Source organism: bacterium (assembly GCA_035527515.1).
Taxonomy (GTDB): Bacteria; B130-G9; B130-G9; order B130-G9; family B130-G9; genus B130-G9.
Map to the genome: position 1 here is coordinate 1 of DATLAJ010000032.1, position 11,985 is coordinate 11,985.

Annotated in this window: 10 protein-coding genes; 3 read left to right on the top strand and 7 right to left on the bottom strand. The window is 56.6% G+C overall.

The genetic code is table 11. The features are described 5' to 3' along the window. Window positions 1–358: 358 nt before the first annotated feature. The 3 genes from VM163_02055 to VM163_02065 all read right to left on the bottom strand — a co-directional run bounded on the left by VM163_02055 (window position 359) and on the right by VM163_02065 (window position 4,501). On the bottom strand, window positions 359–1,639 hold the full coding sequence (locus VM163_02055; GenBank protein ID HUT02658.1) for an AMP-binding protein: 1,281 nt from the start codon (window positions 1,637–1,639) through the stop codon (window positions 359–361). Between the two features lie 281 nt (window positions 1,640–1,920). Beyond that, window positions 1,921–2,997, bottom strand: a complete 1,077-nt coding sequence (locus VM163_02060; protein ID HUT02659.1) for a calcium/sodium antiporter — start codon at window positions 2,995–2,997, stop codon at window positions 1,921–1,923. Between the two features lie 247 nt (window positions 2,998–3,244). Then, window positions 3,245–4,501 (bottom strand): pyridoxal phosphate-dependent aminotransferase, encoded by a 1,257-nt coding sequence (locus tag VM163_02065; GenBank protein ID HUT02660.1) that lies wholly within the window; start codon window positions 4,499–4,501, stop codon window positions 3,245–3,247. A 194-nt stretch (window positions 4,502–4,695) separates the two neighbouring features. Here VM163_02065 and VM163_02070 point away from each other — a divergent pair, with 194 nt between their 5' ends. From VM163_02070 to VM163_02080, 3 genes are all read left to right on the top strand, one after another. Further along, the gene (locus VM163_02070; GenBank protein HUT02661.1) at window positions 4,696–6,156 is read left to right on the top strand and encodes a DNA methyltransferase; all 1,461 of its coding nucleotides are present in this window, start codon (window positions 4,696–4,698) and stop codon (window positions 6,154–6,156) included. 110 nt (window positions 6,157–6,266) lie between these two features. Further along, a complete protein-coding gene (locus VM163_02075) occupies window positions 6,267–6,815 on the top strand; it encodes a hypothetical protein (protein HUT02662.1) in 549 nt (182 codons plus the stop codon). Then, on the top strand, window positions 6,815–7,615 hold the full coding sequence (locus VM163_02080; protein HUT02663.1) for a DUF1828 domain-containing protein: 801 nt from the start codon (window positions 6,815–6,817) through the stop codon (window positions 7,613–7,615). Before VM163_02075 ends, VM163_02080 begins: the two co-directional genes overlap by 1 nt. Before the next feature lie 55 nt (window positions 7,616–7,670). Here VM163_02080 and VM163_02085 read toward each other — a convergent pair whose 3' ends face one another. The 4 genes from VM163_02085 to VM163_02100 form a co-directional block, all read right to left on the bottom strand. After that, window positions 7,671–9,209, bottom strand: coding sequence for an FAD-binding oxidoreductase (locus VM163_02085; GenBank protein ID HUT02664.1), 1,539 nt, complete (start codon window positions 9,207–9,209; stop codon window positions 7,671–7,673). A 121-nt stretch (window positions 9,210–9,330) separates the two neighbouring features. Beyond that, the gene (gene coaE / locus VM163_02090) at window positions 9,331–9,957 is read right to left on the bottom strand and encodes a dephospho-CoA kinase (protein ID HUT02665.1); all 627 of its coding nucleotides are present in this window, start codon (window positions 9,955–9,957) and stop codon (window positions 9,331–9,333) included. 95 nt (window positions 9,958–10,052) lie between these two features. Further along, window positions 10,053–10,739 carry a glucose-1-phosphate thymidylyltransferase gene (locus VM163_02095; protein HUT02666.1) on the bottom strand — a complete coding sequence of 229 codons (687 nt, stop codon included), beginning with the start codon at window positions 10,737–10,739 and terminating at the stop codon, window positions 10,053–10,055. 68 nt (window positions 10,740–10,807) lie between these two features. Further along, on the bottom strand, window positions 10,808–11,779 hold the full coding sequence (locus VM163_02100) for a M28 family peptidase (protein HUT02667.1): 972 nt from the start codon (window positions 11,777–11,779) through the stop codon (window positions 10,808–10,810). Window positions 11,780–11,985 lie beyond the last annotated feature (206 nt).

Here is an 11,985-nt window from a genome sequence, read left to right on the forward strand (position 1 = left end):
CTGATTGAACGAGGCCTGCATCCGCTCGATTGCAGCATATCTCGCCTGCACTCTGGCAAGAACCGTAGCCACGCTCGCTGCCTCGTTTTCTGCCCCTAAGACATCGCAGACACAAAGCAAACACACACCGCAGGCCAACACAAGGGCAGCCCTTATCACACGTTCCACGATCACACCTTCTGACGTTTCCGTTTCCCAACCTCCCAATGGCCAAGTGTCATATCTGCATTATACTTGCCAGCCGTCTAGTCATTCAACCCCGGCCTCAATCATCCTCGCAGCCCGAAGTCTCTCACAACTTCTGTCCCGCTCCCTGCAACCGTGGACAGGCACGGAAGCTCTTGAAGAAAGCTGAATCCTACCGGTGCTCGTTATCAGAGTCCACAAGCGAGACCACGGAGCGCAGCTTGCCAGAGCGTTCACGGGGGATTGACTCGACGAGCCTGATCTCGAAGGTGATCTCCGGGCAAAGAAACTCGTCAATGTCGCGCCGGATGCGCTTCTGGCAGGATTCCATGTCAAAGGCCTCCGTAGGAACCAGAAGGACTTGGATGTGTCCCGGACGCTCCTGCCGCACCTGGTAGGCGCCGGCCTGTGTGTGTCCGGTGAAATCAACGAAGTTGACCTGAAGCGGCGGGATGCGCCTCCCGTCGGATGTTACAATACAGTCGTCCGACCGACCCTCCACCTGAACGATGCGCGGGAACGAGCACCCGCAGGCACACGGATCGAACTCGAGGCGCCCCCTGTCGAGCGTGTTGTACCTAATAAATGGCATTGCGTCATCGTCGAGGAGCGTGATAGCCAGCTGGTGCGAATCGGGCAGCTCCTCAACGTGATAGAGGTCCCAGTTGACGTGCATGCCCTTGCGCTCGAGGCACTCCCAGGCGACCATGCCGAGCTCCTTGAGCCCGTAGTAGTTAGTAACCACGGCGCCGAATGCGGCCTCAATCCGGGACCTTGCCTCGTCCGTTAGAACCTCGCCAGCCGAGATGATACGCCGAAGGTTTGTCAGACGGCGCCTGTCCACAATCTCAGCGAGCAGCAAGAGATGGCTTGGGTAACATTGTAGGAGGTGAGGGTTCAATGCCTCGATGCGCGCGGCGATCGTCTCCTTGCTCTCGTCAGCGGAGACATACTCGCGCCGGAAGAATCCCAGCCTTTGCAAAACGTTCCGGCCACGTTTCTGCGCCTCGGGACTCGCAACGACGAGGTGAATGTCGCTTGGCCGAAGGCCGAGGCGGAGATTCGCCCGAAGATCGACAATTATCCGCTTCCAGCGATTGCGCCTCGAGTGGACGAAGAGCAGCGGGACGCCGGTTGAGCCACTCGTTCGCCTCGCCATGAGCGGCCCGAGGCTGGCTTTGGAGTAGAGCTCCTCAAATGGACGGGAGCGGAAGAATCTCTTGTCTATGAGAGGCAGGGAGGCTAGGTCGTCGAAGCCCCGCACATCGTCGGGGGAAACGCCGGCACCAGCCATGAGGTCGCGGTAGGCCGGGACGTTTCGATACGCCGAAGCCACTACTTCCCTCAGCCGCGATTCGCGAAAGCGCTCGAGCCGGTCAGGGTCCCAGTTAATCCGGCGAAGCCAGGCCGGCGAACTGATTACCTCGGCCGCAAGCCTAATCCTAGAACGCAACTTCAAAGCTCACCCATCCTGAAAAACATGAAGGAGCACAAATCTCCTGTCTTCGTGTGTCTTTGTGAACTTCGTGGTTTACCTGTAGGATTATGCGCTTAATGCCATCCTCGAGCAACCAAACGTTGAGGTGGGCCAAGAGTCCAAGTCGTATACGGCCCCATCCACAAGCAGAGCTAGGACAATCCAGCGTCGAGGCGAACGCCCCAGTAGATGACCGGAAGGGGAGCTCGGGGTCTGAAGGCATCTCGCCCTCCTGTAATCTCTTCGGAGGGTTCATGTCAAGCCTGTTTCCTGGACCGCGTGGCGTAGAGCAAGGAAAGCCCGATGCCGAACACGGTCGCCGGCAGAACGAACCACAACATGACGCTGCTGAAGAACTGCAGGCACTCATGGTGTGATGCCGCCATGAGCAGGTAGGCGAGATATGCAGCGTAATACGCCAAAAACAGAACCCCTTCCCAACGGGCTATCTGAGCGCCGGTGAAGAATATGGGAAGGCACACCAGGGCCGTCGCCACCATAACGGGAACGTCGAAGTGCAAGGCTGCCGGGGCAACGTTCACACCTCCTGATACTGTGGCGGAGGCCCCCAGCACTGCCAATATGTTGAAGATGTTGCTGCCCACAACGTTTCCCACAGCAATGTCCCTTTCACGACGGATGCTGGCCACCAAGGACGTCGCCAACTCCGGCAGTGAGGTCCCTCCGGCGACCAGGGTTAGTCCGATTAGCAGCTCGCTAACTCCGAGGCACCTCGCCAGGGCAATCGCCCCGGACACCAACCACCGGGCTCCGATGACCAGGAGAGCCAATCCCACGATAGCGAGCACGAGCGGCATTAGCATGTGCCTGGACCCCTGAACCAAGGGGTTCGAGCCCTGAGCTGGGACGGACTTATCAGGAAAAGAGGTGTTTCTCTTTCCCAGGCGCAGCAGCAGGAATGTGTAACCGATGATGCCTATCAGAAACATCATCCCCTCCAGCCGACTGATCGTTCCATCGGTCGCGAGGGCCCAGGCCAGCGCCGAGACCGCTATCATGATCGGCACGTCAAGACGCACCAGCTGCTGCGAGACCCTTAGCGGCATGATCAGAGCAGAGAGTCCGAGGATAAGAAGAGTGTTGAAGATGTTGCTTCCGACGACGTTGCCGAGGGCGATGCCGGATTGTCCTGCCAGACCCGCTCTGACACTGACGGCCAGCTCGGGAGCGCTCGTCCCGAAGGCCACGACCGTCAGGCCGATTATCAGCGGCGAGAGCTTTAGCGCCCGCGCCAAACGCGACGACCCGCGGACCAGAAGCTCGGCGCCCAATGTCAGTAATCCAAGGCCGAAGAATATGCTCAGTCCCATCATGTCCGTGTCACACTGCCCATGGACCGCTTTGATTGCTAGTCAGGGATCCTAGACCTGACCCCAATGCTATCAAGAACAATCGGGACCGGCAATTCTCTGCTAACCACAAAGGCAGGAAGAAAAGGGGAGACAAAGCGCTCAGGCTGCGATGTTGCCGCAGTCGCTCTCGCAAGACCAAACCGGCTGCTTATTTCAGGGAATATCACCGGTTCCCTTTGTGTCTTCTGTGTCTTCTCGCTTGAAGCTCTCATTTGAGCCAGAAGTCGAGAGCGCGGGTCAGCCCCTCCCTAAGCATTGCCTCCGGCTGTCCGAAGGAGACTCGCACCATCGCCGGCTGTGCATCGTCCGGCATTCGATATAAGGCGCCTGGCAAGGCATAGACCCTCTTGGCCGCCAAGAGCCTCTTGAATATCTCGAACTGATCCTCAGGCGTTCTCGCCCCTCGCAGCTCCACCATTACGCTGAAAGCCGTTTCCGGCTCGATGTAGTCCAGCCCCGCGTCATCGATCATCGCCTTGGCAACCTGGTATTTGTCCCAATACCTCGCAAGGTTACGGCGCCAAAACGTGGCCTCCGGGCTGTTCTCATCAGCTTCCACTCGGCCGAAGAACTCGCAGCCAGCGGCAATGTATGGCCCGAAGACGGGCGGTGGTGTGCCATACTCGAGATCGCCGAGGTCGTTCAAGAAATCCATCACACGCCAGCCAGTCCCTTCGTGAACGCGCCTGCAAAGCTCCGGATGGGCGCAGAAATAACCGACCCGAAGCCCAGCGGTCCCAAGCGACTTCGACATGCTGTTGGTCCTGATAAGGAAATCATAGTCCGCCAGATGGGGCCCGTAGTGAACCTTATCGAGGTCGAATGCCATCTGCGCATAGACCTCGTCGAGTATCGCCAGACAGGGGCGCTGCCGATTGTACGCAGCGATGCAGTCAAGGATGCCGAAGAGCAGGTCCGGCTGATACACCCGCCCGATTGGATAGGTAGGATTCGTTATCAGCACCAGGTCGTAATCCTGGCTGCTGAGGGCGGCCTCGAAGGCATCAATCGTCGGCAAGAAGTCGTTGTCGCGCGCCACGTTCATCATATCAACGGTTATCCCGAGCTGTTCTGCCGCGCCAGCAAATACATAATAAATCGGCGGAATCATGAGGACTCGCGCCCCTCGTTTCAAAAAACCTTTGTATATCATTGAGATGGCGCCAGTCGCGCCGAGCGTCAGCATCACGTCGTCTATTGAGTAGAGGTTGGTCTCGAGCCGTGCATTCTCGAGCTTGGTTAATGCCTCGCGCACGAAGATGTCGCCCGAGGTGTTGCCGTATTCTGAAAGATGCCAGGATTTGTCGATGTTTCTCAGTTTCTTGGCCATTGATTCATGGAGCGGGTGTTCCGAAAGGTCGATGCGGAAGTCCGAGAGAAAGAATATCTCGGCGCTCGCGACATCGATCCCCTGAGCCCAGATTTCGTGCAGATAATTACGTAAAACCTGATATTCTTTGTGCATCGCCCGATTCGACCCTTAATCTACCCCAGCCGTCTTCATTCGCAGAGCAGAATATGCCAGAGATTGAGCATCGGATAAAGCCACCCGACACACATCGGGATGAGTTCTTTGCATACCGGCCGTTCGAGCGAAGCCAGCAAACGTTGACGGCGTCAGGCGTTATTGTTAGTATGGTATTAGGATCGATGGAGGGAATGGTGACAGAGAACTGGCTCTGCTTGGGCGACAATCTAGACGTCCTCCGACTGCACATCAAGGACGCCTCGGTTGACCTCATCTATCTCGATCCGCCGTTCAAAAGCAACAAGGCCTACAACGTCATATTCAAGGAGAAGAACGGGGCGCAGAAAAGAAAGCCGATTGAGGCGTTCAAGGATACCTGGAGTTGGGACCGGGCAGCGGCGGAGGCTTTCGAGGATATCGTGGTCTCCGGGCCGGATGACGTCTCAAGGCTGATGCAGGCTCTGCGGCAGTTTCTTGGCACGAGCGACATGATGTCCTACCTGGCGATGATGGCGCCTCGGCTTCTTGCGCTTCAGCGCGTCCTGAAAGCGACCGGCTCGATCTATCTGCACTGCGATCCCACTGCGAGCCACTACCTGAAGCTTCTTATGGACGCAGTGTTTGGTACCAGGTCATTCCAGAACGAGATCGTCTGGTATTACAAGGGAGGCGGACTGTCGAAGGCTCGTTGGGCGCGCAGACACGACATCATTCTTATGTATTCACGTGGTGACGCTTCCTTCTTCGATGCAGACGCGGTCAGGGATGAGTATGCACAAACCACAAAGGAGAGGTTTGCGCATTACATCGGCAACGTAAGAAAAGGGCACGATTTTGGTATTCAGAAGCTACATCCAGAGGGCAAGCACCCCGACGACGTGTGGTTGATCCCAATTGTTGCGCCGTCAGCGAGAGAGCGGCTGGGCTACCCGACGCAGAAGCCTGAGGCGCTCCTTGAACGCATCATCAAGGCGAGCAGCAAGCCTGGAGACGTGGTGCTGGACCCGTTCTGCGGCTGTGGGACCGCGATCGTTGTAGCGGAGAGGCTCGGAAGGAACTGGATTGGTATCGACATCACGCCTCTTGCGATCAACGCCGTGAGAAGCCGGCTCCAGCAGGCCTTTGGACCCGGTGTTGAATACGAGGTGGACGGCCTGCCAAAGACGGTTCCTGACGCGGAGGAACTGGCTCAAGAAGACCGCTACAAGTTCGAGCTGTGGGCGCTGGGCCTTGCTGGCGCCAGCGAACAGAGGGAGAAGAAGAAGGGAGCGGACAGAGGCGTTGACGGGCGCCTCTATTTCTATGACGAGGGCCCGAACGCAAACGCCAAGCAGATAGTCGTGCAGGTGAAAAGCGGCCACGTTGGCCCATCGCATATTCGCGACCTTGTGGGCGTCCTCGACAGGGAGAACGCGCAGATCGGCGTCTATATCACCTTGAAGCAGCCAACGAAGCAGATGCGCGCGGAGGCTGCGGCCGCCGGGTTCTACACGTCCCCGGTCTCTCAGAAAAAATACCCCCGCATCCAGCTCTTCACGATTGAGGACCTGCTCGCAGGCGCCCGAATAGACTACCCCGCCGGCACCAGGCATACGCGCAGACCAGCGACAAGGGGGAATAAAGAGCGTGAGGAGCCAGATCGGCTGGTGTGAACGAGGCGGGCAGACGCAGAGATTAGACCTGCTTGCCAGTGGATTGTGGCTGGATTATTCTTTGAAGAGTGTATGATCTCCCAAATCAAAGCTAGCTGAGGCGTCTAGTGATGGATGAAGACGCAAACAGTGCGTCAGATGCTGATAACGAATCGGATTACACCGATCGGGAGATAGATTATTTAATCCGTTGCAAAAAGAGAGTAATCCAACCGCCGAGAAAGAAGATGAGCGACGTGCAGGGCTCTCTGAGAAACGAGATGACAGTTGAATCTGTCGAAGAAAGGTATCATTTCCATATCTTCATGCGGCAGAACATCGACTTCAATGAGAACTTCAGCATAGGATTAGTCTTTCTGCCAAGCGACGGTCGCCAGAAGATACGGCTTATACGGTTTAATGGCGTTCATGTGCATCGAGAGCTCGCATCCGATTCTATGTCATCTCATTGGCATGAATGCTATCACATTCATAAAGCGAAAGCCGGGAACATATCTGCGGGCTCGAGGGAGGATCAGTCTGCGGTCAGGACTGATCGTTATGCATCTTATGAAGAGGCCTTGTCGGAGTTTTTCAGAGAAATCCACCTGATTGATATCCGCGACCATTTCCCAACGCCGAGTCAGTCCAGTCTCGATTTTGGGAAGGAGGAACATTGATGCCAAGTATCGTTGACCGTCTTGAACCGCGACCTTATCTGAATCTCCTGAAAGAGCAGTTCAATGGTCATATAGAACTCAAAGAGAAGCGGCCTGGTGTTATGCAGCTTCTTGTCCCGCTGTTCCATGAAGATGGGGATATGGTGGACATTTTCTTACAGCAAGGACAGGAACCAGGTTTAATTCGAATCTGTGATCACGCAATGACGTTGATGCGTCTCTCCTACTCCTTCGAGATCGACACGCCAAATAAGGAACGGATATTCCGGCAGATCGTCGCCGAGAATGGTATTGTTGAGGACAATGGTAATCTCTTCATCGAGACTCGGCCCGAAAGTCTATATCCTGCCATTCTGCAGTTTGCGCAAGCGGTTGCGAAGATAGCGAATCTCGAGATCCTTAGACGGGAGATTGTCCGAAGTCTCTTCTACGAATCGTTGGGCGAGTTCATACACGACTCCCTGGCGCACTATCCGTGCCAACAGAAATCATACCCCATACCTGACCACGACGAGCTTGAGGTAGATTATGAGTTCGCTGTGGATTCTCGTCCCATTTATCTGTTTGGTGTAAAGGACGAGGCGAAGGCCCGGCTAGTGACGATCTCGTGTCTGAGGTTTGAGAAGGCTCGGCTACCCTTCCGAAGTATGGCCGTGCATGAGAACTTCGAGGAACTTAACCGGAAAGACCGACAAAGAATCCTCAGCGCTGTCGATAAGCATTTCCCCACTTTGGATGACTTTAAGAAGAGGGCACCTCTGCTGTTTGAGCGTGAAGCAGGCTTCAGAACTCAGAAATAGCAGGTCACAACGGACTGAGTTGGTGGTAGTTTATGCCGGCTCAGCCTGTCCGAATCTAGAAGAAACTGTCCGAGAGCATGTTGCCGATATTCAGGATGAGGTTGGGGTCGAGGGCGCGCTTGATAGCAGCTATCTGCTCGAGGCCTTCCCGGCCATACATGAGCTCCAGGTAGGGAACCTCGCGCCCGGCAATCCCCACCGTTTTCTTGCCGACGCCGTGCTCAGCGGAGATTGTCCCACCGAGAGCGACGGCTAGTCTTGCCAGGGGCAAATAAAGCTGCTTGCAGAATGCCATCTCGGGCTCAGTGTGGGTTATGAAGTTGAAGTGCAGGTGAAAGTCGCCGAGGTGGCCAAAGAGGACTGTGTGAACGCCGGGCCTTGGGAATGCTTTCTTGAACGTCTCATCCGCCTGGCGATAGGACTGCATCATCTCCCCGAAGCCGCTAGCAGGAACCGCGAAGTCCGTTGCTAGCTTGTGGCTTTGGCGTTGTTTCAAGTAGCTATTCACGGATTCTGGGAGCGAGTGCCGAAACTCGTTGAACTGCTCGGGCGGCCCAGACCAGTCGTCAACTGCCTTGTATCGTTCGCAAGCCTCGAGAATCGCATCGACCGTGTCATCGCGATCGCCCAGCGCCTCGACCAGGACGGCGGCATAGTGATTCTGCTTGATGCGGGGGTTCTTATCTCGCATGAAGGCGAGCGAGCTCGCGTCGAAGTATTCGATGGCGATTATGCCCTTTTCGCGGAGGGCACGAATATCGTCGGCGTAGGCTAGCGCATTCGGCTCGCTCTCAAAGAACGCCAGGTCAGCAATGAGTTCAGCGGGCCTCTTGGCTAGCTTGATCTCGATCTCGGCGAAGACGCCGAGTATCCCCTCGCAGCCCACGAACAGGTCTATCAGGTCCATTCTGGGCGAGGCGTAAAGCCCCGCAGCGTTCTTCGTCCGAGGGGGCGAGTAGGTCGGGATGGGCACCTCGTAGCGCTGGCCGGAGTCGGTCGCAAAGCGCAGGATGCCGTCGTCATCCGCGAACGCTTCGCCGCGCTTGATGGTTAGCGTGTCGCCGTCGGCAAGAACGACCGTCAGCCCAGAAACCCAATCTCTGGTCGGCCCATAGTAGAAGGTGCGTGAGCCCGAGGCGTTCGTGGCGACTGTTCCGCCGAGCTGCGCGGTCGATTCGGTCGGGTCGGGTGGATAGAAGAGATCGTCGGGCAGCATCTCCGTCAACATGTCAAGCGTCAAACCGGGCGGCACCCTTGCCCGCCGGTCGTCGGGGGAGATGGCGATCGTTGTCTTGCCGGTCGGGAAGTTGCGGGGGACAGCCTTCCACGCCCTCGGGACGCTCGCCGTCAGCGAACGTTCCAGGGAGATGACGCAGCCGCCCTGCATTGGGACCCTTGAGCCTGTAATGCCAGTTCCCGCGCCTGATATGGTGCATGGGGTCCTGCTGGAGTTGGCGGACGAGAGGATAGAGGCCAGGTCATCGACGCTCTCCGGCAGCAGAACCTCGGACACCTTCATCAGCGGCGCCTTGAAGGCATTACTCTCGTCGGTCAGATATGGCTCAATCGCGGCCGGGTCAGAGATGGTTTTCATCTAGGGATTCCTTTGGCGGCGGCGTGCCGTCCTGTACGGGCGGCTCGTGAGCCGCCCCTACGCAGCATCGCAGGCGATTGTGACCCAGCGACCAGGGGAACACGACGCTAACATGTGCCTATTACAGAGAAAGAGATCGGCGAGTCTGCTTGTCAATTAGGAGGCCGAAGAGCTTTTCGGTCTGCCTCCTCGTCAACTCCGGAGTCCCGCTGTTGTCAACGACAAAATCAGCGATCTTGACCTTCTCCTCGAGCGGTATCTGATGCTTCATTCGGGACTGGACCGCGGCGTGGTTCAGGTCGCCATACTCCTTCTCAAGCCGCTCAAATCGCTGCTCGGTTTGGGCATCGACGACGACAAGGAAATCGACTAGATGATGGCGCTCCACCTCGATCAATAGCGGGACGTCGAGGACCACGATCGCGTCGGGGTTCGATTCCTCGATCTGCTTGAGGAGTTCCCCTTCGCGGGCAATGACTCGCGGATGAACAACACTATTCAACCGTGCCAGCAACGCCGAATCAGCGAAGACAATATCGCCAAGCCGCTTTCTATCAAGACTGCCATCCTCTGCAACCACTTCGTCGCCGAAGGTCTCGACGATCTCACGAAATGCAGGCTTGCCGGGCTCGCAGACCTCCCTCGCCAGGCGGTCTGCGCTTACGACCTGAAGACCCATGTCGGCAAGAATCGTTGCGACTGTGCTCTTGCCGCTCCCAAAGCCACCTGTAAGACCAACTAACAGCATCACACCCAAATCCCTATCTGAATCAGCGCCATATCTCCCGTCCAGACGAAATCAGCGCCGCCAAGAACATAGCTAACTCTTTAACGATGCCCTATCTAGCCAGCGTTGACAAGTTTAGTCAGGTCAAAGCTCTGCCGAAGCTTCACGATTGTATCTTCGGGCACGAAGCCACGCACAAGGGCACAAGCGTATATCTGCGAACGCCTCCCAACGACCGTGCCGGGGCTTAAGACCGCGTTGCAGCCTGTCTGGACGCCATCGCCCAAAATGGCGCCGAACTTGATGAGGCCTGTGTCGAAGACTTTTTCACCAGCCCTTATCTTGATCGTCTTGTCGGTCGTTATCTTGAAGTTTGAGAGCTTTGTTCCAGCGCCCAAGTTCGCCTCGTTTCCGAGAATGCTGTCGCCGACGTAGTTGAAGTGAGGCGCGTGGGATGCGTTGAGGAATACGGAGTTCTTGACCTCGGTGGAATGCCCAACCACGCAGCCGTCGCCCACGATCACCGAGCCGCGGATGTATGCGTTTTGGCGGATTTGACAGTTCTTGCCTATAATCGTTGGACCTCTTATGAATGCGCCGGGCTCCACGACCGTGCCCTCTCCGATAAAGACTTCTCCAAGCAAGGTAACGTTAGCCATCACTTGGCTGCGGATGGCTGGTTTGATCACCGATCTTATGTAGCCCTCTATGAGGGGCAGGGCCTCCCATGCGAACTTGAGGCCATCAAAAAGGGCTCGATGCTGGAAATTGTCGAGTTCAAAAAGGTCTCTCGGCGAAAACATTGCGCCTCCTAAAAAGACATGCTAACTTACGAGGCTCATAGGCCGAGGAGATAGCCCACGGCCTGCAACTACTCCTCGCAGGCAAGAACGTAAAGCACATCCCCAACGACCTTGAGCGACTCTTTGCTGCAATGGTCAACATCATCTTGGAGAGTATGCCAAACCGGATAGTCAAAATCTATGATGTCTATCGTTGGGACGCCCGCCCGGATGAGCCAGATGTGGTCGTCGAAAACCGCCGGTCCGGGCACATCTTTGAACTGTGAGTATCCGAGGCGCCTCGCGATGGCCCAGACCGAATTGACGATATGAGGCGCTGCGGCGACGGAATACCTCTCTTGGGGGATTGACAGGTCCTTATCTCCTATCATGTCGATCAGGATTCCAAAGCTCGGCCGCTTGGGAAACAGCGAGTCGAGATTGCGGGCCAGATAATAGGAACCGATGCAGAATTTGCATTCTCTGTAGTCGCCAGAGTCCTCGCCGTCCAGAAAAACCAGCGAGACGTCTCTTGGCGGCGGCTTTTGGTGGAACAACGTAGCGAGCTCTAGGAGGACTGCAACGCCGGACGCCCCGTCATTTGCGCCCGGGATAGGCTTGTATCGGTTGTCGGGGTTCGGGTCCTTGTCGGCGATTGGCCGCGTGTCCCAGTGGCAGCAATATAATATGGGCTGCCCGGCACCGTTGCCAAAAGTCGCCAAGATGTTAGTCCCTTCGATGGGCTCATCGTAACAATCTATGGGGAACTGCTGCGTCTGAAGCGACTTGGCGGTCGATGACAGATGACGGATGATGTAGTCGAGGCACTCAAGGTGCCCCTCGGTCCCGGGCACCCTCGGCCCGAGGTTGACCTGTGCCACAAGGTGCGAGAAAGACCTGCTGGCATTGAACGGTCCGGAAACACGGCTCGCCTGTTGTTTCTGCTCGTGCCCACCCTGCTGGCAACCGAATAGTAATAGGCTAACCAGCACAAAGAGCACGCACCTGCGCCAACTCATACTCACCGCTCTCTTGCCTAGCCTTCCTGATCTTCTCGCCAAGAACATCCTCCCCAACCAACGGCAACAATAGGCCAAGAGCCGCCGGACGGTCAAGCACACATGGGGGCAGCTCAAGTGCGGCGTGAGCAAGATTGGCCTCAAGGGGCCCATCGTTGTTTAACTGTTGAGGTCCGGTCTTGTTTGACGCGAGCTGGCCTTCGTGTAGAATAGGTGCAACAATAATCAGAACAGAGCTGTTATGTGAG

Coding starts and splice junctions, on each gene's coding strand:
- coaE (HUT02665.1), bottom strand. CDS start 9,957: ATGCTGTTAGTTGGTCTTACAGGTGGCTTTGGGAGCGGCAAGAGCACA.
- VM163_02070 (HUT02661.1), top strand. CDS start 4,696: ATGGTGACAGAGAACTGGCTCTGCTTGGGCGACAATCTAGACGTCCTC.
- VM163_02080 (HUT02663.1), top strand. CDS start 6,815: ATGCCAAGTATCGTTGACCGTCTTGAACCGCGACCTTATCTGAATCTC.
- VM163_02060 (HUT02659.1), bottom strand. CDS start 2,997: ATGATGGGACTGAGCATATTCTTCGGCCTTGGATTACTGACATTGGGC.
- VM163_02075 (HUT02662.1), top strand. CDS start 6,267: ATGGATGAAGACGCAAACAGTGCGTCAGATGCTGATAACGAATCGGAT.
- VM163_02065 (HUT02660.1), bottom strand. CDS start 4,501: ATGCACAAAGAATATCAGGTTTTACGTAATTATCTGCACGAAATCTGG.
- VM163_02095 (HUT02666.1), bottom strand. CDS start 10,739: ATGTTTTCGCCGAGAGACCTTTTTGAACTCGACAATTTCCAGCATCGA.
- VM163_02085 (HUT02664.1), bottom strand. CDS start 9,209: ATGAAAACCATCTCTGACCCGGCCGCGATTGAGCCATATCTGACCGAC.